Source organism: Rhizobacter fulvus (genome assembly GCF_964020785.1).
The window spans coordinates 3,584,918-3,604,867 of the sequence record NZ_OZ224516.1 but is presented as its reverse complement, the minus strand read 5'-3'; the positions used below and the strand labels follow the sequence as shown (position 1 = coordinate 3,604,867).

Annotated in this window: 20 protein-coding genes; 5 read left to right on the top strand and 15 right to left on the bottom strand. The window is 69.9% G+C overall.

Going from position 1 to position 19,950, the window contains the following annotated elements; all coding sequences use genetic code 11:
- The first annotated feature begins 27 nt into the window (after nt 1–27).
- Complete coding sequence (locus ACWH49_RS17005) at nt 28–849, top strand: class I SAM-dependent methyltransferase (protein ID WP_448172531.1); 822 nt, start codon at nt 28–30, stop codon at nt 847–849.
- A gap of 12 nt (nt 850–861) precedes the next feature.
- Here ACWH49_RS17005 and ACWH49_RS17000 read toward each other — a convergent pair whose 3' ends face one another.
- Together ACWH49_RS17000 and ACWH49_RS16995 are read right to left on the bottom strand one after the other, a co-directional pair.
- Nucleotides 862–1,389: a cytochrome b gene (locus tag ACWH49_RS17000; RefSeq protein WP_448172530.1), complete on the bottom strand. Its 528-nt coding sequence runs from the start codon at nt 1,387–1,389 to the stop codon at nt 862–864.
- A 59-nt stretch (nt 1,390–1,448) separates the two neighbouring features.
- On the bottom strand, nt 1,449–2,150 hold the full coding sequence (locus ACWH49_RS16995) for a VIT1/CCC1 transporter family protein (RefSeq protein WP_056462211.1): 702 nt from the start codon (nt 2,148–2,150) through the stop codon (nt 1,449–1,451).
- Between the two features lie 113 nt (nt 2,151–2,263).
- Here ACWH49_RS16995 and ACWH49_RS16990 point away from each other — a divergent pair, with 113 nt between their 5' ends.
- Nucleotides 2,264–3,151, top strand: coding sequence for an alpha/beta hydrolase (locus ACWH49_RS16990; protein ID WP_448172529.1), 888 nt, complete (start codon nt 2,264–2,266; stop codon nt 3,149–3,151).
- Nucleotides 3,152–3,166: 15 nt separating this feature from the next.
- Here ACWH49_RS16990 and ACWH49_RS16985 read toward each other — a convergent pair whose 3' ends face one another.
- The 7 genes from ACWH49_RS16985 to flhA are packed head-to-tail and all read right to left on the bottom strand — an operon-like array spanning nt 3,167 to nt 10,781.
- The gene (locus ACWH49_RS16985; RefSeq protein WP_448172528.1) at nt 3,167–3,466 is read right to left on the bottom strand and encodes a putative quinol monooxygenase; all 300 of its coding nucleotides are present in this window, start codon (nt 3,464–3,466) and stop codon (nt 3,167–3,169) included.
- A gap of 31 nt (nt 3,467–3,497) precedes the next feature.
- Nucleotides 3,498–4,256 carry a class I SAM-dependent methyltransferase gene (locus tag ACWH49_RS16980; protein WP_448172527.1) on the bottom strand — a complete coding sequence of 253 codons (759 nt, stop codon included), beginning with the start codon at nt 4,254–4,256 and terminating at the stop codon, nt 3,498–3,500.
- A 21-nt stretch (nt 4,257–4,277) separates the two neighbouring features.
- Complete coding sequence (locus tag ACWH49_RS16975) at nt 4,278–5,624, bottom strand: methyl-accepting chemotaxis protein (RefSeq protein WP_448172526.1); 1,347 nt, start codon at nt 5,622–5,624, stop codon at nt 4,278–4,280.
- Between the two features lie 10 nt (nt 5,625–5,634).
- Nucleotides 5,635–6,348 carry an RNA polymerase sigma factor FliA gene (locus ACWH49_RS16970; protein WP_448172525.1) on the bottom strand — a complete coding sequence of 238 codons (714 nt, stop codon included), beginning with the start codon at nt 6,346–6,348 and terminating at the stop codon, nt 5,635–5,637.
- Nucleotides 6,349–6,365: 17 nt separating this feature from the next.
- Nucleotides 6,366–7,157, bottom strand: a complete 792-nt coding sequence (locus ACWH49_RS16965) for a MinD/ParA family ATP-binding protein (protein WP_448172524.1) — start codon at nt 7,155–7,157, stop codon at nt 6,366–6,368.
- Nucleotides 7,158–7,191: 34 nt separating this feature from the next.
- Nucleotides 7,192–8,700: a flagellar biosynthesis protein FlhF gene (gene flhF / locus ACWH49_RS16960; RefSeq protein ID WP_448172523.1), complete on the bottom strand. Its 1,509-nt coding sequence runs from the start codon at nt 8,698–8,700 to the stop codon at nt 7,192–7,194.
- The gene (gene flhA / locus ACWH49_RS16955; protein WP_056462201.1) at nt 8,697–10,781 is read right to left on the bottom strand and encodes a flagellar biosynthesis protein FlhA; all 2,085 of its coding nucleotides are present in this window, start codon (nt 10,779–10,781) and stop codon (nt 8,697–8,699) included. Before flhA ends, flhF begins: the two co-directional genes overlap by 4 nt.
- A gap of 236 nt (nt 10,782–11,017) precedes the next feature.
- Between flhA and ACWH49_RS16950 the strand changes: the two genes are divergently transcribed.
- The 3 genes from ACWH49_RS16950 to ACWH49_RS16940 all read left to right on the top strand — a co-directional run bounded on the left by ACWH49_RS16950 (nt 11,018) and on the right by ACWH49_RS16940 (nt 13,731).
- Nucleotides 11,018–12,481, top strand: a complete 1,464-nt coding sequence (locus tag ACWH49_RS16950; protein ID WP_448172522.1) for an NCS1 family nucleobase:cation symporter-1 — start codon at nt 11,018–11,020, stop codon at nt 12,479–12,481.
- Nucleotides 12,482–12,591: 110 nt separating this feature from the next.
- Complete coding sequence (locus ACWH49_RS16945; protein WP_448172521.1) at nt 12,592–12,921, top strand: pentapeptide MXKDX repeat protein; 330 nt, start codon at nt 12,592–12,594, stop codon at nt 12,919–12,921.
- Between the two features lie 54 nt (nt 12,922–12,975).
- Entirely contained in the window at nt 12,976–13,731 is a 756-nt protein-coding gene (locus ACWH49_RS16940) for an SIR2 family NAD-dependent protein deacylase (RefSeq protein WP_448172520.1), read from the top strand.
- A gap of 40 nt (nt 13,732–13,771) precedes the next feature.
- On the opposite strand, the gene ACWH49_RS16935 is transcribed toward ACWH49_RS16940, so the two are convergent.
- The 6 genes from ACWH49_RS16935 to motA all read right to left on the bottom strand — a co-directional run bounded on the left by ACWH49_RS16935 (nt 13,772) and on the right by motA (nt 19,837).
- Complete coding sequence (locus tag ACWH49_RS16935) at nt 13,772–14,935, bottom strand: EscU/YscU/HrcU family type III secretion system export apparatus switch protein (protein WP_448172519.1); 1,164 nt, start codon at nt 14,933–14,935, stop codon at nt 13,772–13,774.
- A gap of 125 nt (nt 14,936–15,060) precedes the next feature.
- A complete protein-coding gene (locus tag ACWH49_RS16930) occupies nt 15,061–16,878 on the bottom strand; it encodes a diguanylate cyclase domain-containing protein (RefSeq protein ID WP_448172518.1) in 1,818 nt (605 codons plus the stop codon).
- A 43-nt stretch (nt 16,879–16,921) separates the two neighbouring features.
- Nucleotides 16,922–17,554, bottom strand: coding sequence for a protein phosphatase CheZ (locus tag ACWH49_RS16925; protein ID WP_448174360.1), 633 nt, complete (start codon nt 17,552–17,554; stop codon nt 16,922–16,924).
- Between the two features lie 23 nt (nt 17,555–17,577).
- Nucleotides 17,578–17,976, bottom strand: coding sequence for a response regulator (locus tag ACWH49_RS16920; RefSeq protein WP_448172517.1), 399 nt, complete (start codon nt 17,974–17,976; stop codon nt 17,578–17,580).
- A gap of 47 nt (nt 17,977–18,023) precedes the next feature.
- Nucleotides 18,024–18,977, bottom strand: coding sequence for a flagellar motor protein MotB (motB, locus tag ACWH49_RS16915; RefSeq protein WP_448172516.1), 954 nt, complete (start codon nt 18,975–18,977; stop codon nt 18,024–18,026).
- On the bottom strand, nt 18,977–19,837 hold the full coding sequence (motA, locus tag ACWH49_RS16910) for a flagellar motor stator protein MotA (protein WP_448172515.1): 861 nt from the start codon (nt 19,835–19,837) through the stop codon (nt 18,977–18,979). The genes motB and motA overlap by 1 nt, the downstream gene beginning before the upstream one ends.
- Between the last annotated feature and the right edge of the window lie 113 nt (nt 19,838–19,950).

The window sequence follows — 19,950 nt, the reverse complement described above, 5'->3', positions numbered from 1 at the left end:
CGCGCGGCGCACACGAAGGAGCCCGGCATGGACGGATCCGCGACCGACACGGTCTTCGCAGGCTCGATCCCGGAGCTGTACGACACCCTGATGGTGCCGCTGATCTTCGAGCCGTACGCCGTGGACATGGCGGCGCGGGTCGCCGCGCTGAACCCGGCACGCGTGCTCGAGACCGCGGCCGGCACCGGCGTCGTCACGCGGGCGCTGGCGCGGGCGCTGCCCGCATCGACCGACATCGTCGCGACCGACCTGAACCCGCCGATGCTGGCGCGGGCCGAGGCGATCGGCACCGCGCGCCCGGTGCACTGGCAGCCGGCCGATGCGCAGCAGCTGCCGTTCGACGCGGCCAGCTTCGATGCCGTGGTCTGCCAGTTCGGCGTGATGTTCTTCCCCGACCGGCCCGGCGCGTATGCCGAGGTGCGACGCGTGCTGCGCCCGGGCGGCAGCTTCCTGTTCAACGTCTGGGATCGGATCGAGACCAACGAGATCGCCGACGCGGTCACGCAGGCGCTCGCCGAGCTCTACCCCGCCGACCCGCCACGCTTCATGGCGCGCACGCCGCACGGCCACCACGAGCACGCCCCGCTCGCGGCCGACCTGGCGAAGGCCGGCTTCGTGGCGCCCGCGCGGTTCGAGATCGTGTCCGCGCGCAGCCGCGCGCCGTCCGCGCTCGCGGCCGCGATCGCCTACTGCCAGGGCACGCCGCTGCGCAATGAAATCGCCACCCGGTCACCCGAGGGGCTGGCCGCGGCGACCGAGTTCTGCGCCGCCGCGCTGACCCGGCGTTTCGGGACCGGGCCGATCGACGCGCAAATCCGGGCCCACGTGGCCGTCGTGCGCCGGGACTGAGGCCGCCCGCGGTCAGCGCCGCGGCCACATGCGCCGCAGCAGGTCGTCCTTCAGCACGAATTGATGCACCAGCGCCGCCGCGGCGTGGAACAGCGCCAGGCCCAGCAACATGTTCGCCGCGAGGCCGTGCCAGTCCTCGACCATCTCACGCAGGTTGCGGTTGCCCGGATCGAACGCGGGGATCTTGAACAGCGCGAAGACGCTGTCGCCCCGGACCCAGGCGTTGGCCACGCCCAGCGCCACCGTGACGACGAGCAGCAGATAGAGCAGGCGGTGCGCCAGGCCTGCCGCCGTGTCGAGCGCGCCGGCGCCAGCCGGCGGAGGGTGGGCGGCACCGGGCGACAGGCGCCAGAAGATCCGCAGCGCGATCACCAGCGCGAGCAGCGCGCCGAACACGATGTGCAGGCTGCGGGCGGCGACGCGGGCATCGCCCTTGGGGAACCAGTCGATGGTCTGGCCCGCCAGCCACAGCGCGACGACGAGGCCGGCGGTCAGCCAGTGGAAGAAGATGGAACGGCGGTCGTACGAAAGGGACGGCATGGAAAGCTACGCTCGGAGAGGCGGGTGAAAGGAAGGAAGGACGAAAAGGACGACGCCCGTCAGACGACGGCGCCGAACAGTGCCCCGACGCCGGCCGTGATGCCGATCGCGAGCGCGCCCCAGAAGGTCACGCGCCAGGCACCGACGAGCACCCCGGCGCCGCCGGCTCGTGCGGCGGTGGCGCCGAGCAGCGCGAGGAACAGCAGCGACATCACGCTGAGCCACGGCAGCAACGCGCTGCCGCGCACCACCACCGCCACCGCGAGCGGCAGCGCGGCGCCGGCCGCGAAGCTGGCGGCCGACGCGAGCGCGGCCTGCACCGGACGCGCCTGCAGCGTCGCCGAGATGCCGAGCTCGTCGCGCGAGTGGGCACCGATGGCGTCGTGGGCCATCAGGCTTTCCGCGACCCGGTCGGCGAGGTCGGGATCGAGCCCGCGGCCCACATAGATCGCCTTCAGTTCGCGATGCTCGCCGGCCGGGTCGTCGGTCAGTTCGCGGCGTTCGCGCGCCAGGTCGGCCGCCTCGGTGTCGGCTTGAGAGTGGACCGAGACGTACTCGCCCGCCGCCATCGACATCGCCCCCGCCACCAGGCCGGCGATCCCGGTCGTCAGGATCGTCGCATGGCTCGCGTTCGCCGCCGCGACGCCCGCGAGCAGGCTGGCGGTCGAGACGATGCCGTCGTTGGCGCCGAGCACCGCAGCGCGCAACCAGCCGATCCGGTCGGTGCGGTGGCGTTCGATGTGGCGGCTGAAGTGGTGCATGCGAGGCGGAGTTCGGCGCGTCAGCGCGGCCACACAGGATAAGCGCGCCGCGGCCTGCATCCACGGCGCTGCACGCCGCGTAGGCTCAAGGATCGCCTCTGCGCCCGGTTCCCTTGATCTGCATCAAAGCCTTCTGTGTCCTCGTGCTCGTGCCGGTGCTTCTCGCGGGCGGGCTGGCCGCCTGCGCACCGGTGCGGGTGCTCAACGCGGTCGCGAGCGCGAGTCCCGGCTACGCGGTGGCGGCCGACCAGCCCTACGGCGCGCTCCCGCGCCAGCGGCTCGACATCTACACGCCGACGGTCGACCGGCCCGCCGACGGCTGGCCGGTCGTCGTGTTCTTCTATGGCGGGTCGTGGAACAGCGGCGAGCGGGCCGACTACCGGTTCGTCGGCGCGGCGCTCGCCGCCCGCGGCGTGCTGACACTCGTCGCCGACTACCGGCTCTACCCCGAGGTGCGTTATCCCGAGTTCCTGAACGACAGCGCGCTCGCGCTCGATTGGGGCCTGCGCAGCGCGGCGCGTCTCGGTGGCGACCCGCGGCGCGTGTTCGTGATGGGCCACAGCGCCGGCGGCTACAACGCGGCGATGCTGGCGCTCGACCCGCGCTGGCTCGCCGCCACCGGCCAACGCCCGCAGGCGCTGGCCGGCTGGATCGGCCTGGCCGGGCCGTACGATTTCTTCCCGACCGACAACCCGGACGCGCAACCCGTGTTCTTCCATCCGAACTATCCGCCGCACGCGCAGCCGATCGAGTTCGGCACCATGAAGGGCCTGCCGACATTCCTCGGCGCGCCGGTGAACGATCGCCTCGTCAGCCCGACCCGCAGCACGCGCGCCCTCGCAGCGCGGCTCGAGGCGGCCGGCACCGCGGTGACGTTGCGCCTTTACGAACGCGCCACCCACGCCACGCTGATCGGCGCCTTCGCGCCCCCGCTGCGCTGGATCGCACCGGTGCTCGACGACGTGCTCGGGTTCATCGCGACGACGCCGCCGCGCCCCTGACCGACAGCGGGCGCTTCAGCGCACCGGCACCTCGGCCGCGTCGAACATCGACAGCGTCGGCGGTTGATCGACCAGAGCCAGCACGGCCTTGCCGAAACCCCGCGATGCCGGCAGCGCCAGGTGCGCGCCGATCGCCGCGCGGTCGGCCCAGCGCTCGAAGAACACCAGCCGCAGCGGGTCGTCCGCGTCGACCGCGACGCCATGCTCCAGGCAGCCCGGTTCGGTGCGCGAGCGCGCGACGTGTTCGCGGCTGAGCGCCAGCAGCGCGGCGACAGTATCCGGGCGGGCGTGCAGGGTTCCGGTGACGATGATCATGACGAGGCTCCAGCGGCACGGCGCCGCGCGCTCACGATAGCGCAGCGGGTCGGGCGCGGAACGGCACCTGGTAGAGCCACAGGCGCCGGCCATCGGCGCACTCGATGACCTTGGTCGGCGCGTAGCCCGGTGCGTCGAACTCCAGGCTGACCAGCCATGCGCCCGGGCGCAGCTCGCGCGTCGCCTTCTCGGCGGCGCGGTCCATGCTCTCGGGGCGCTGGAACACGTAGACCAGGTCGCAGGCCGACCAGTCGGCGGCCCAGATGTCGGCGCGACGCACGCGCGCGTCGCGGCAGCGCCAGGCGCACAGCACCCGCAGCGGCCAGCTCCATTCCAGCCCGAGCAACTCGGCCTTCGGGTACTCGCGGCGCAGTTCGATCAGGCCATCGCCGAGGCCGCAGCCGGCATCGAGCACGCGCGCGCCCGGCTTGAGCGGCGCGAGCCGCGCCAGGCCGTCGAGCGCATCGGTCGGTGTCGGGAACAGCGGCGCATCGCGCCAGGCATTGAGCGGGTAGACCAGCGCGAGCAGCGCCAGCGGCAGCAGCCAGCCCCAGGCCGGCATCGCGCCCGCCACGCCCGAAGCGGCCAGCGACAGCGGAAAGCCGGCGGCGATGAACACGCGGCGCCACGACGTCGTGCCGAGCACGCTGAGCGCCGCGCCGAGACCGACCCCCGCCGCGATCGCCGCCGCGAGCGGCGCACCGGCGGCGCGCAGCAGCGCGAACACGGCCCAGCCACTGGCCCAGCTCAGCAGTGCCGGCAGCGGCCAGACGATGCGCAGGCCGCTCATCTCGCGCCGCTCATCTGAAGATCAGAACTTGAAGGCGAGGCGCAGCCCGCCCCAGTGGCGACCGGCGACGCGGATCGGCGCGGCCGCTTCCTTCATCACGATGAACTGGCCGCCGCCCATGTCGCGGCGGTAGGTCTGCAGCAGGAACGGCCGCTCGTTGCGCGCCGAGGCAAGTCCGGTGCGGTCGCTGAAGATGCGCCGGTAGCGGCTGTTCGCGCTGTCCCACGCCAGGTCGCCGCGCTGCGGCTGGTTGTACTTGAGGTTGTGCGTCGCGACGTAGCCGTTGCGGTCGACCGCGATGCAGAACACGACCTTCGGGTCGAGCGCCAGCACGCCTTCCTGCACGTCGGGAAAGAGCCGGTCGGCCAGCGCGACGAAGCCGGTCGTGTGCTGTGGCGGGTTGGTGCCCGGGATCGCCTGGTAGGCCTCGTCGAACAGCGCCGCAGCGCGGATCTGCCCGTTGGCCAGCGCCTCTTCGAGACGCGCGGCAATGCGCGCGGCCGCGTCGATGGCGGCGCGGATGAACGGCGTGTCCTCGGTCTCGATGCCGCATTCGGCGACCAGCTCGATCAGGTGCTCCGAGACATCGAGAAAGGTCTCGCTGCGCTTCATCGCGGCGCCGAGCGAGCGGCCGGTCTGGCCCATTTCGGCGGCGATCGACGCCATCTGCTGGTCGAGCCCGCTGCAGATCGCGCGGCTGCGTTCTGCCGCCTCGATGATGCTGGCGACCGCGCCCTGCACGTCGGCCAGTGCGGTGTGGAACTCGCCGCGCTCGGCGCGCTTGGGATCGACGCGGATCTCGCGCGACAGCGCGGCGATGCGCTTGTCGAGCTCGCCGACCGTGCGCATGATCTCCTTCGACGAGAACTCGACCTTGCCGGCCAGGTCCTTCACCGCATCGGCGACGACGCCGAAGCCGCGGCCCGCATCGCCGGCACGCTTGGCCTCGACCGACGCGTTGAACGCGACCAGCCGGGTCTGCAAGGCGATCTGCGAGATGCTCTCGGCCGCGCGCGCCACGTCGCGCAGCGTCGTGACGACCGCGCCGACCTCGTTGCCGACGCCCTCGACCGCCACCCGCACCCGGTCCACCGCGGCCAGGCCGGCCGTCGAGACGCCGCCGATGCCGGCCTGCGCGGCATTGATGTCCTTGACCTGCGTGGTCAGCGACGCGACCGCGACGACGCCACGCTCCGATGCCTTGGTGGTGTCGTCGATCAGACCGCGCACCTCGGCCGATTCGCGCCCGATCGTCGAAGCCTGGCGGCTGATCGAGCGGATCGCCGCGTCGAGGTCGGGCTGCGCGACGGCGGCCTGAAGCGGGCCCACCGGGATCGCCGCAGCGCGCGGGCGCCTGATCAGCTGCATCACGCCCATGTCAGTAAGCGCGCAACTTGACGCGCAGCCGCGCGATCGACTGGCTGTGCAGCTGGCAGACGCGCGATTCGGTGACCTTCAGCACGGCCGCGATCTCCTTCAGGTTCATGTCGTGCTCGTAGTACATGCTCATCACGTACTGCTCGCGCTCGGGCAACACCTTGATCGCCTCGACCAGCGCCTCGCGCATGCGGTGGTCCTGCAGCTGCGCGAGCGGGTTGCTCTCCTCGTCGCCGACATGGCGGTCGAGGAAGTCGTTGTCGCCCTCGTCGCCGGACATGTCTTCCAGGTACACGAGCTGGGTGCCGCGGACCTTGCCGAGCAGCTCCTGGTACTCGACCAGCGTGACGCCCATCTCGCGGGCGATCTCGCTCTCGACCGGTGCGCGGCCCAGCTTCTGCTCGAGCTTGTGCACCGCCGACTCGATCGTGCGCTGCTGCTTGCGCGTGCCGCGCGAGAGGTAGTCGTTGCCGCGCAGCTCGTCGAGCATCGCGCCGCGGATGCGCTGGGTCGCGAAGGTCTCGAACTGCACGCCCTGGGCCGCGTCGAAGCGCGTCATCGCGTCGGTCAGGCCGATCATGCCGACCTGGATCAGGTCGTCGACCTCGACGTTGGCGGGCAGCTTCGCGATCATCTGGTGGGCCAGGCGGCGCACCAGCCCGCTGTACTGCTTCAGGGTCGAGTTCAGGTCGAGTTGGCCTTTGGCGGTGTACATCGAGTGCTCCGAAGTCATCAGTTGTGGGCCCATGCGCGTGCGGCTCCGTGAGGGGTGATGGCCGACGGGGCCAGGTCATGCAGGGACTCGCCCTGCGCCGTGCGCAACTGCTCCCGCACGAGGCGGCGCAGTTCAGCGGTCGGCGCTTCCGTGGCGTCGCAGGCCGGGTCGATCTGGACCCAATCGCGCAACACCGCGCCGAGAAAGTCGTCGGCGCAGGTCGCGATCTGCATCGCGATGCGCTCCGAACGAGGCGAATGCGCGGCCGCGCCGAGCAACAGGTCGTGCACGACCAGGCCGGCCCGCTGCGTCAGCAGCTTCATCGCGGCGTAGGCGTGGGTCACGCTGGTCGGCCGGTCGTCGGCGAGCAGCAGCGGTCGCACCCGGTCGATGTCGGCGCTGCGCGCGAACAGGCGGCACAGGTCGGAGGCGCTGGCATGAACCAGCAGCACGTCGGCCTGCGGCGCGGCCTCGCCGACCGCCTTCAGGAAGTTGTTGGTCGAGCCGGTCGAGTCGACGAAGCGCAACGGCAGCCCGCGCGCCGCCAGGTACGAGACCTGGGCCGACAGCGGCTCGATGCATTCGGCCAGGTCGAGCAGCGCCATTTCGTGGTGAACGGGTGCGCGCTCGGCGGCGTCGATCACCAGCGTGTGCTTGCCGTGCTCGGCGAAGGCGGTGCACAGGCGCTCCAGCATCACGCCGCCGAACGCGACGTTCGGGTTCGAGACCACCGGCAGCACGCAGACGCGGGCGTGGGCGAACAGGCGTCGCAGGCCGTCGGCCTGGTCGAGAGGCAGGGATCGGGACATGGGCGGGTCGTCGTCCGGGGTTCGGTGGGTGGGCTCAGGCGTTCAGCAACGGGCGCGCGGCGCCGCGGTGCTGGTTCTGGTTCTGGCCCAGCGGCGCGGTGAAGATCAGGCTCACGTCGCTCGCGTCGAGCTTGTAGGCGCTGCTGCCGCCGGCGCGCAGCGCGCGGTGCACCAGGGCGTTCGCCGACAGGCGGTGCCAGTCTTCCGGCACGCGCTGGCCGTTGGCCACGCCGATCACCTTGAGCTTCATGCGGATCATCGCGTCGAGCGCCGGGCCGAGCTTGACGGCCTCGTCCATCTTCGACAGCACGATGCCGGCGCAGACCGGTGCGTGGTACGAGATCAGCACGTCCTCGATCGTCTCGCCCTGCGACGCGGCGTTGATGACCAGCAGCTTGCGGATCTCGCGATGGCTGAGCATGTCGAGCAGCTCGCGGGTGCGGGTGTCGCGCTGCGCCATGCCGGCGGTGTCGATCAGGACCATCTTCTTGCCGGCCAGCAGCTCGAGCAGGTCCTCGAGCGAGGCGCGGTCGTGCGCGGTGTGCACCGGCACGCCGAGGATGCGGCCGTAGGCGCGCAGCTGCTCGTGGGCGCCGATCCGGTAGGCGTCGAGCGTGATCAGGCCGAGGTTGTTGGCGCCGTACTTGGCGGCGAACGCGGCGGCGATCTTGGCGGTGGTGGTGGTCTTGCCGACACCGGTGGCGCCGACCAGCGCGTAGACGCCGCCCTGGTCTTCCAGCGGCGATTCGGCCTCGGCCGTCAGCAGGTTGCGCTCGAGCACGCCGGCCGCCCAGGTGGCCTCGTCGGTCACGTCCATCGGCAGGCTGTCGCCGATCTTGCGGATCAGCGCCGGCGAGAAGCCGCAGTCGAGCAGCTTCTGGGTCAGGCGGGCCTGCGCCGGCTGGCGGTTGAGCTTCTCCATGAAGGCCAGCGCGCCGAAGCGCTCTTCGATCAGGCCCTTCATCGAGCGCAGCTCGCTCATCATGTCTTCCTGGTCGCGGCGGGCGACCTGCGCCGCCTGCGACGCCGCCGCGTTGACGGCATGGTCGGCGAACACCGGCATCGGGTCGCTCAGCACCGGCGGCTCGCGCAGCAGCGGGGCCGGCGCGGGCGAGCTCATGCGCTGCTCGAGCACGCTGTGGCGCTCGGTGGCCGGCGCGGGGCGGGCGGCGGCACGGGGCTCCTCGCGCACCGGGGCGGCCGCCTCGGGGGCCAGCGCAGCGGAGCGGCGGCGCAGCATGCGGTCACGCACGTAATCCTGGAACGACAGCGTGCTCATCGAGAGCTGCGCCACGTCGTCGGTGACTTCGGTCGGCGCGGGCTCGGCCTGAACCGCGGCCCGGGCCGCCGGCTTGGCCGGGGCGGCCGGCGTCGCGGCGGCCATGCGCTCGATCTGCTTCATCCCTTCGGGCGCCATCGCCAGCACCTCGACGCCGTCGACGCTCGGCTTGGTCGACAGCACGACCGCGTCCTCGCCCAGCGCCTGCCTCACGAGAACCAGTGCATCACGCGACGTGCGCGCCGTGAAACGTTTGACGTTCATGAGTGGGCTCCAATGATCGAACCGATGCGGATCGAATGCGTTTCAGGGATTTCGCTGTGGCCGAGCACGCGCAGGCGGGGCGCCGCGCGCTTCAGCAGGCGCGCCATCGGGGCGCGGATCATGTCGGGCACCAGCAGGCAGGCCGGGTGGCCCAGGTCTTCCTGGCGCTTGGCGGAATCGGCGGCGCTGCGCGCCAGCGTGTCGGCCACGCCCGGGTCGAGCGCGGCGCCGTGCGGCGAGTTCAGGGCCTGGGTGACCAGGCGCTCGAGCTCGGGCTCCAGCGCGATCACGTCCAGCTCCTTCACCGGCCCGTAGATCTGCTGCACGATGCTCGGCGCCAGGTGGATGCGGATGCGGCGGGCCAGTTCGGCCGGGTCGGTGACGGTGGCGGCGGCATCGGCCAGGCTTTCGACGATCGAGCGCATGTCGCGGATGTGCACGCCTTCTTCCAGGAGAAGCTGGAGGACCTTTTGCAGTGCGGCGATGCCAACCATTTTCGGAACCACGTCCTCGATCAACTTGGGGGCCAGCTTCGTCACGTGTTCGACCAGCTGCTGGGTCTCGACGCGGCCCAGCAACTTGGCCGCGTGCAATTGCATCAAGTGTGAAAGATGGGTCGCCACCACGGTCGAGCAATCAACAACCGTAAATCCGGCCATTTGGGCCGACTCGCGCTGGCGCTCCTCGATCCAGACCGCCGGCAGGCCGAAGGCCGGGTCGGTGGTCTTGGTGCCGATCAGCTGCGTGGTCGCGCCGCCCGGGTTGATGGCCAGCAACATGCCGGGGAAGGCCTCGCCCTCGCCCACCACGGCGCCGCGCAGCGTCAGGCGGTAGGCGCTCGGCTTGAGTTCCAGGTTGTCGCGGATGTGGACCGGCGGCGGCAGGAAGCCGACGTCCTGCGCAAACTTCTTGCGCACGCCCTTGATGCGGCCGAGCAGATCGCCCTGGCGGGCCTTGTCGACCAGCGAGATCAGGCGGTAGCCCACTTCGAGGCCGAGCGTGTCGACCGGCATCAGGTCGTCCCACGTGGCCTCGGGATTGGCCTGGGCGACCTCGGCCGGGCGCTGCGGCACGGCCTCGGCGGCGCGCTTGTCGCGCCGCGCCATCCACCACGAGGCGTAGCCGAAGCCCGACGCCAGCAGCAGGAACACGATGTTCGGCATGCCGGGGATCACGCCCAGCAGCGCGATCACGCCAGCCGTGATGCCCAGCGTCTTCGGCGAATTGAAGACCTGGCGGGCGATCTGGCTGCCCACGTCCTCGCTCTTGCCGACGCGGGAGACGACCATCGCCGCCGCCACCGAGATCAGCAGCGCCGGGATCTGCGCCACCAGCGCGTCGCCGACCGCCAGCAGGATGTAGCTGTTGGCCGCCTGCGAGGCCGACAGGTCGTGCTGCGCGACGCCGATCACGAAGCCGCCGATGATGTTGATGAACAGGATCAGCAGGCCGGCCATCGCGTCGCCGCGCACGTACTTGCTGGCACCGTCCATCGAGCCGAAGAATTCCGCCTCCTCGCCGACCTCGGCGCGGCGGCGCTTGGCCTCCTTGTCGTCGATCAGGCCGGCGTTCAGGTCGGCGTCGATCGCCATCTGCTTGCCGGGCATCGCGTCGAGGGTGAAACGAGCGCCGACCTCGGCGATGCGCTCGGCGCCCTTGGTGACGACGATGAAGTTGATCACCACCAGGATCGCGAACACGATCAGGCCGACCGCGAAGTTGCCGCCGATCAGGAAGTGGCCGAACGACTCGATCACCGCGCCGGCCGCGCCCGCGCCGGTGTGGCCCTCGAGCAGCACGACGCGGGTCGAGGCCACGTTCAGCGAGAGGCGCAGCAAGGTGGTGAGCAGGATCACCGACGGGAACGCCGCGAAGTCGAGCGGCCGCACCATGTAGGCCGCGACCATCATCACCATCAGCGCCATCGCGATGTTGAAGGTGAACAGCAGGTCCAGCGCGAAGGGCGGCAGCGGCAGCACCATCATCGACAGGATCATCACGACGACCAGCGGCGCGGCCATCGAGCGCACGGCCTTGGCATTCGGGCCGAGCCAGGCTTGCAGCTGCTGCAACGGGTTCATTCGGGGGTCTCCGGGCGGGGTGCGGACGCACCGCAACGTGATGCGCCATTGTTCCGGGCCGGGCCCGAAACTTGAGCCGGATAAGCGGGGTGAAGCGCCGCCAGTTCGCGGCCGCAGCCGCCCGATAACCGGGGGAGAGAACCCCCGGCGCGACTCTTGCTGAGGCGCCTGCGCGGGTTTACCGTCGGGCCGTGCCGGCGGACGGCCGCCCGCGACCCGCCTCAGGAGACGCTGCCATGGACATCCGCAACCCCTCGCCCGACCTCTACAACGAGGACCTCGCGCCCGCCAAGGAACGAACCTGGGGCGCGTTCAGCATCTTCAATGTCTGGACCTCGGACGTGCACAGCCTGTGGGGCTACTACCTCGCGGCGAGCCTGTTCCTGCTGTGCGGCAGCTTCCTGAACTTCATCATCGCGATCGGCCTGGGCTCGCTGATCATCTTCGTGCTGATGAACCTGATCGGGTACGCCGGCGAGAAGACCGGCGTGCCCTACCCGGTGCTCGCGCGGGCGTCGTTCGGCGTCTGGGGCGCCAACCTGGCCGCGATGGTGCGAGCGGTCGTCGCCTGCTTCTGGTACGGCGCGCAGACGGCCGCCGCGTCGGGCGCGATGGTGGCGCTGCTGATCCGCAGCGACGACATCATGGCGTTCCACAAGAACACCCATCTGCTCGGCCATTCCGGGCTGGAGCTGATCTGCTATGTCGTGATCTGGGCGCTGCAGCTGCTGATCATCCAGCGCGGCATGGAGACGGTGCGCAGGTTCCAGGACTGGGCCGGACCGGCCGTCTGGGTCGCGATGCTGGTGCTCGCCGTCGGCCTGTGCGTGAAGGCGGGCGGCTTCTCGTTCGACCACGGCATCCCGATGGACGTGCTGCTGGACAAGACCAGGGACGCCGGCGTCAGCGGCGAGCCGGGCTCGTTCTGGGCCCTGATGGCGGTCGGCGCGACCTGGGTCACCTACTTCGCGGCGCTGTACCTGAACTTCTGCGACTTCTCGCGCTACGCCAAGAACAAGCAGGCTGTGAAGGTCGGCAACCTGTGGGGCCTGCCGGTCAACCTGATCGCGTTCTCGCTGGTCGCGGGCATCACGACGATCGCCGCGTTCAAGGTCTACGGCGAGGTGCTGCTGCACCCCGAGCAGATCTCGGCCAAGTTCGACAGCTGGGTGCTCGCGCTGATCGCCGCGATCAGCTTCGCCGCCGCCACGCTGGGCATCAACGTGGTCGCGAACTTCGTCTCGGCGGCGTTCGACATCTCGAACGTCTTCCCGCGCACGATCAGCTTCAAGCGCGGCGGCTACATCGCCGCCGGGATCGCGCTGGTGCTGTACCCGTTCGCACCGTGGGAGGGCAACGCGGCGCATTTCGTCAACGCGATCGGCGCCACGATGGGGCCGCTGCTGGGCATCATCCTGGTCGACTTCTACCTGGTCGCGAAGGGCCGCGTGAACGTCGAGGCGCTGTACCAGGAGCACGGCGAGTACCGCTACCAGGGCGGCTGGAACATCAACGCGCTGATCGCGACCGGCGTCGGCTCGATCTTCTCGACGATCCTGCCCAATTTCACCAGCCTGCTGCCGCCCTGGTGGGGTACCTACGGCTGGTTCTTCGGTGTCGCGATCGGTGGGGCGACCTACTGGATGCTGGCGCTGCTGCGGCCGCGGACGGCAGCCGCAGCGCTGGCGACCGGCAGGTGACTGCACGTTCCGGCGGCGGCGATGAAAGAAGTGCGCGCGGGAACCGACGGACGGGGGGCGGCCGGGATCGGCCGTGACACCCCATCAACCCCTATCCCGAGGAACTCGCCATGAACAAGATCGCCGCCGCTCTGCTGTGGACCTGCCTGCTGCTGGCCGCGGGCAGCTCGTTTGCGCAGGACGCGATGAAGAAGGACGACATGCCGAAAGACGCCATGAGCAAGGACGCCATGGGCGGCAAGGAGGCGATGAAGAAGGACGCCATGGGCAAGAGCGCCATGAAGAAGGACGCCATGGCCAAGGATCACATGGCCAAGGACGGCATGAAGAAGGACGGCATGAAGAAGGACGGCATGAAGAAGGCGGCGACCGCGAAGGATGCGATGGCACCCGACGCCATGAAGAAGGACGCGATGGCGCCCGACGCGATGAAGAAATGACGCCGGCCACGCGCAGCAGGTCGGGTCTGACGTGTGCTGCGCTATCGTCGGCCGATGAATCGAACCACCGTCTCGACATTCGATCAGGTCGCGAACTGGCTCGGCGTCGCCCGCCGCACGGTCGTGCTGTCGGGCGCCGGGCTGTCCAAGGCCTCCGGGATCCCGACCTACCGCGACGCCGGCGGACTGTGGACGGAAGGTAACCAGCTCAGGTTCTCGGACGCCGCCGCGTACGAGAGCGACCCCGAGGGCTTCCTCGCCTTCTGGGACGCACGGCGCACCGAGCTGATGCGGGCGCAGCCCAACGCTGCGCACCGTGCGCTCGCCGATCTCCAGTCTCGCCGCCCCGCGACGACGCTCGTGACGCAGAACGTCGACGGGCTGCTGACGCGCGCGGGCGCGGGCACGGTGCTGGAACTCCACGGCGCGCTCGCCCGCAGCTTCTGCACGCACTGCGGCGCCCCGGACCCGGCCCAGGAACGCGGGCACTGCCTGGTGTGCCACCTCACGACCAGGCCCACCGTGCGCCCGGCGGTGGTGATGTTCGGCGAGCCGCTGAATTCGAAGATCCTGGCCCAGGCGCAGTGGGCCAGCACACAGGCGGACCTGTTCATCTCGGTCGGCACTACCGCCCTCGTCCATCCTGCCGCGGGGCTGGCGGAGCGCGCGCAGGCGCGCGGCGCGAAGCTGGTCGTCGTGAACGTCGAAGAGACGGTGGAAGACGGGCGGGCCGATGCGGTGCTGCGTGGCGGCGCCGAAGTGGTGCTGCCGGCGCTGGTCGAGGCCGCGGCGCGGCGCTGGGTTTCCTGATCCGGCGGTGGCGCGTCGCGCTCGCGCGCCGTGCCACGGATCAATCGAACGCGTCCATCCCCGGCACCGGCTTGTTGTGGGGATCGAGCTCCGCGGGCACTTCCAGATCGGGCAATGCGTTCGGCATCGCGACCTGGCCGGCGAGCGCGGCGCGCAGCTGGTAGACGTAGGCGAGGACCTGCGCGACGGCACCGAACAGCGCGGCGGGGATCTCGCGGTCGAGTTCGGCGTGGGCGTAGAGCGCGCGGGCGAGTACCGGGGCCTGCAGCACCGGGACCTTCGACTCCTTCGCCAGGTCGCGGATCGCCATGGCGATCAGGTCGGCGCCCTTGGCGACGACGCGCGGCGCGCCCATCTTCTTGTCGTCGTACTTGAGCGCGACGGCATAGTGGGTCGGGTTCATCACGACCAGGTCGGCGCCCGGCACGGCGGCCATCATGCGGCGCCGGGTCATCTCCCGCATGCGGGCGCGGACCTTGGCCTTGATCTCCTGGTTGCCCTCGAGCTCCTTGTGCTCCTGCTTCTGCTCCTGGTGGCTCATCTTGAGCTTCTGCGCGAGCTGGAAGCGCTGCAGCGGCACGTCGATCATCGCGAACACGCCGAGCGCGATCAGCAGCAGGCCGACGCCGCCGACCATCGACGCCGCCGTCTGCTGGATCGCGGCCGGCAGCGGCATCGCGAGCAGGCCGGCGAACTGGTCGACGTGGCTCTTCAGGAACAGCCCGCCGATGGCCCCGAGGATCAGCGCCAGCACGCTGCCCTTGAGCGCATCGACCAGCTTCTGTTTCGACAGGATGCCGGGCAGCCCGGTGATCGGGTTGAGCTTGCCGAAGTTCGGCATCAGCGGCTTGAGTGTCCAGTTCCAGCCCCCGATGGCCAGGCTGCTCGCCATGGCCGCGGCCATCATCGCCAGGCCGAACGGCACGACGATCCACATCATCCGGATCGTCAGGGCCTGCAGGCGCTCGCCCATCGCGCCGGGGTTCTGCAGCATGCCGCGGTCGAACTGCAGGCCCTGCATCAGCGTCTGCTTCAGCCAGTCGGCTGCGAACGGCGCGGCGGCGACCAGCAGCGCGCCGCAGGCCGCGATCGCGACGAAATGCCCCAGATCGCGCGAGCGCGCGACCTGCCCGTCCTCGCGCGCCTTCTTCAGCTTGCGCTGGGAGGCGGGCAGGTTGCGGTCTTGGGAACTTTGTTCGGACATGACGGCGCTGGCGCGCTAGAGGGCACTGCGTCGATTGTTCCGGCGCGCGCCGGCGCAGCGCGGCGGATAAGCGGGGTGATCGCAGGCCACTTCCGTGCCCCTTCACGGGCGGCCCGTCGCGCGGCTCAGGCCATCGCGTACCGGTCGCGGCCCCGCTGCTTGGCGCGGTACAGCGCCGCGTCGGCCTGAGCCAGCAGGGCCGGCGCATCGAGCGCGTCGCCGTTGTAGACCGCCACGCCCGCGCTGGTGGTGACCGAGCGGGCGATCCCGGCCACATCGAACGCCGGGCGGATGCTGGCGATGACCTTGTCGGCGAGCACGTCGACGTCGGCCGTGCCGGCCACGTCCTCGAGCAACAGCACGAACTCGTCGCCCGCCAGTCGCGCCACCGTGTCGGTGACGCGCACGCTGTCGCGCAGGCGCCGCGCCACCTCGCACAGCACCGCGTCGCCGCCGGCGTGACCGAGCGAATCGTTGATCGACTTGAAGTGATCGATGTCGAGGAACATCACCGCCATCGGCTGGTTCGACCGCCGTGACCGCGCCATGCTCTGGACGATGCGCTCCTCGAACTGACGCCGGTTCGGCAACCCGGTGAGCGGATCCACGCGCGCCAGCTGTTCGAGCCGGGCCTGCGTCTCGCGCAGCTCGGTGATGTCGAAGGTCATCGCGTAGAAGCCCTGGACGCGGCCGGCCGTGTCGATGTCGGGGATGTAGTTCGACTGGTACTGCAGCGCCCGGCCGTCGATCGTGTCGGTGTAGACGAACGACGCCGGCTCGCCACGCAGCGCGGCCTCCACGTGGGGCTGCAGCTGGACATACAGGGCCTCGCCGCGGACCTCGCGCATCGTGCGGCCCAGCGCCGTGCCGATGTCGGTGCCGTGGGTGCGCTGGTAGTGGCCGTTCAGGAAGCGGTAGCGCTGCTCGCGATCGACATGGGCGACCAGCGCGGGCAGGTTGTCGGTGATCAGGCGCAGGCGGCGCTGGCTGTCCTCCAGCGCCTGCTGGGCGACCTTGCGCTCGGTCATGTCGAGGTGGGTTCCGACGATGCGCAGCGGGCGGCCGTCGGCCGAGCGTTCGGCGATCACCGCATGGCTCAGCACCCAGATCCAGCGTCCGTCGCGGTGGCGCAAGCGGTGTTCGATCTGACAGTAGGCCGTGTCGCCGGCCAGGTGCGTCAAGATCGCGCGGTCGACGGTGGCACGGTCGTCCGGATGCAGCAGCGCACGCCACGGGAGCTGCTGCGCCGCGGCGGCGTCGTAGCCGAGCATCTCGCACTCGCGCGGGCTCGCCTGGAAGCGGCCGGTGGGCACGTGCAGGTCCCACAGGCCGAGGTTGCCGCCGCGCAGCACGAGCTCGAGCATCTCGGCGCTGCGGCGGCGCTCCTCGCGCGCCTGGGCGCCGATCCGTTCGAGCGCTTCGGCCTGCTCTTCCGAGATGATCGTGCGCAGGCGCAGCTCGAGCAATGCGGTGGTCTGCCGCGCCAGCGCCTGCAGCGAGCGGGCCTGAGCCGCGCTGATGCGACGCGGCTCGGTGTCGACCACGCAGACGGTACCGAGCGCATGACCGTCGGCGGTGACGATCGGGGCGCCGGCGTAGAAGCGAATGTGCGGGTCGCCGGTGACCAGCGGGTTGTCGACGAAGCGTGCGTCAAGCGCCGCGTCCTCGACGATCAGCAGCGGGTCCTCACCGACGATCGCGTGCGCGCAGAACGCCGTGTCACGGTGCGTCTGCGACGCGGCCAGGCCGACACGCGCCTTGAACCACTGGCGCTCGCCGTCGATCAGCGTGACCAGGCCGATCGGGGTCCCGCAGATCTGCGAGGCGAGGTGGACGATGTCGTCGTAGACCTGCTCCGGCAGGGTGTCGAGGACGCGCAGGCGGTGCAGCGCCGCGAGGCGCTCCACTTCGTTGTCCGGCAGTGAGGCTGGTATCGCAGGCATCTGGCGATCGGAGGGCAGGATGCCCCGGCTTGTCGCGCCTCGTTCAGAAGCCCAGACTGGCGAGCAGGTCGTCGACCTCGCCCTGGTCCGCCACCACGTCGGTTCGGCCTTCGGGATTCACGACCGGGCCGTTCAGGATCGTCGACTCGACGGCGCGGGCCTGCTCGGCCGGCGCAGCCTGCACCAGCAGCTTGACGAGGCTGTCCTCGAGGTCGCTGGCGAGCGCGACGACCTTGGCGACCACCTGGCCGGTGAGGTCGTGGAAGTCCTGCGCCATCATGATGTCGGTCAGGTGCGCGTCGATGCGCGCCGTGGCGGCCTCGACGTCGCCGGCAAAATTCAGCACTGCGCCGGTGGCCACGGCCTTCACCGGGTCCTGGATGATCGCCTGCGCGATGCGGCGCGTCTCGGCGCTGATGCTCAGGTGCTCGGCCTTGGCCTTGTCGACCGAGTTCAGCACCTTGTCGGCGGCGTCGCCGGTCTTGCGGGCGATGTACGACAGGCGGCTGCGCGCATCGGGCAGGCCCTCGGCGGCGGTCTGCAGCTTCGGCATCACGCCGAGCTGGTTCAGCGTGTCGTGCAGCTGCCGGGTGATCAGGCCGAGCTGGTGAAACACCTCGGGGGAGGCACCGGCGGCCATCTGCGGCGCGAGCGTCTCCAGGTTGTCCATCTTCATGTTGTTCTGCTCCGGGGTCGCGCTCAAGCCGTCGCGGCGAGCTTCTGCATGATCTTCTGGACCTTCTCTTCCAGCGTCGCCTTGGTGAAAGGCTTGACGATGTAGCCGGCGGCCCCGTCCTTGGCGGCGCGCACGATGTCTTCCTTGCGCGCCTCGGCGGTCACCATCAGCACCGGCAGGTGCTTGAGCGAGTCGTCGGCCTTCACCGCCGACAGCAGCTCGAAGCCGTTCATCACCGGCATGTTGATGTCGCTGACGACGAAGTCGTACTTCGCGTTTTTCAGCATGTTCAGCGCGACCGAGCCGTCCTCGGCTTCGTCGGCGTTGTTGTAGCCGATCTCCTTCAGCAGCCCGCGCACGATGCGGCGCATGGTCGAGAAGTCGTCGACGATCAGGAATTTCATATCGGTGGATGTGGTCATGGCGCTCCTCGCGGGGTCGTTCAGGTGCCGCGATGGGCACCTGGTCCTTATCGGGTGATCGGGGGGGTAATTGAGGGCGTCGCGACGGCTTCCTTGAGGGTCTCCGTGGCTTCCTCGACGTCGTCGGGCTTCAGGCGCAGCAGCCGGTCCTCGGCTTCGCGGTTCATCACGATGATGCTGATGCGCCGGTTCACCGGACTGGTCGGCTCGCTCGGCTCGAACAGCACGCTCGAGGCCAGGCCCTGCACCAGCAGCACGCGGTCCTCGGGCAGCCCACCGGTGCCGAGCTCGCGCCGCGAGGCGTTGGCGCGGTCGCTCGAGAGCTCCCAGTTGCTGTAGCCGCGCTCGCCGGCGCCGAACGGCTGCGCGTCGGTGTGGCCCTCGAGCGTCAGGCGGTTCGGCACTTCGGCGAGCACGCCGCCGATCTCGCGCAGCAGGTCGCGCATGTAGGGTTTGACGACCGCGCTGCCACTGTCGAACATCGGCCGGTTCTGCTCGTCGACGATCTGGATGCGCAGCCCGTCGCGCGTCATCTCCAGGCGGATCTGCGATTTCATCGCCGCCAGCTTGGGGTTCGCCGCCAGCACGTCCTCGACCCGCTTCTTCAGCGTTTCGAGCCGGGCCGCCTCGGCGCGCCGCTGGTCGGCCTTCAGCGCCTTGAGCTGGACGGTGCGGTTCTTGGCTTCGACATCGCCCTTCTTGACCTGGCCGTCGGTGCGCGTGAGGTCGGTCCCGCCGCCTTTGACCACGCTGGACGAATCGCCGGAGGTCGTGCCGCCGCCCATCATCGAGACCTTCAGCGGCGCGTTGAAGAAATCGGCGATGCCCTTCTTGTCGCCTTCAGTCGTCGACCCGAGCAGCCACATCAGCAGGAAGAACGCCATCATCGCGGTCACGAAGTCGGCATACGCGATCTTCCACGCGCCGCCATGGGCTGCATGGCCGCCCTTCTTGATCTTCTTGATGATGATCGGCTGGAGCTTCTTGGAATCGCCGGACATTACTTCTTGCCCTTCACATGGCCTTCGAGCTCGGCGAAGGTGGGCCGATCACCGGAGTACAGGACCTTGCGACCGAACTCGACCGCCACCTGCGGTGCGTAGCCCTGCATGCTGGCGAGCAGCGTGGTCTTGATGCACTGCAGTTCCTTGGAGCCGTCCTCGACCTTCTGCTCCAGCAAGCCGCCGAGCGGCTCGACGAAGCCGTAGGCCAGCAGGATGCCGAGGAAGGTGCCGACCAGTGCCGAGCCGATCATGCCGCCGAGCACCGCCGGCGGCTGGCCGACCGATCCCATCGTGTTGACCACGCCGAGCACCGCCGCGACGATGCCGAACGCCGGCAGGCCGCCGGCCAGTCGCGCGATCGCGGCGACGGCCGCGTGTTCCTCGTTGTGGTGGGTCTCGATCTCGCTGTCCATCAGCGATTCGATCTCGTGGGCGTTCAGGTTGCCCGAGACCATCATGCGCAGGTAGTCGGTGATGAACTCGACCACGTGGTGGTCACTGCCGACCACCGAATACTTCTGGAAGATCGCCGAGTTGTGCGGCTCCTCGACGTCCTTCTCGATCGACATCAGCCCTTCCTTGCGGGCCTTCTGCAGGATGTCGTAGAGCAGCGCCATCATTTCCATGTAGCGCGCCTTGCTGTACTTGCTGCCCTTGAAGCAGCGCCCCAGACCGGTCAGCGACGCCTTGACGACCTTCATCTGGTTGTTCGCGAGGAACGCGCCGAGCGCAGCGCCCAGGATCGTGATCAGCTCGAACGGCAACGCATGCAGGATCACCGCGATGTTGCCACCGTGTGCGATGTAGACCCCGAAGATGCAGGCCAGCGCGAGGCCCCAGCCGACGAGAACAAACATGGTGTGAAGGTCCGAATGTGGAGGCACACCAACTTCGGCGTGCCCTGCCCTGCCTTTTTATCGGCGCGGGATGTTCGGTCTTGAGTGTGGTGCCGGCGCGCCGGACACGAACC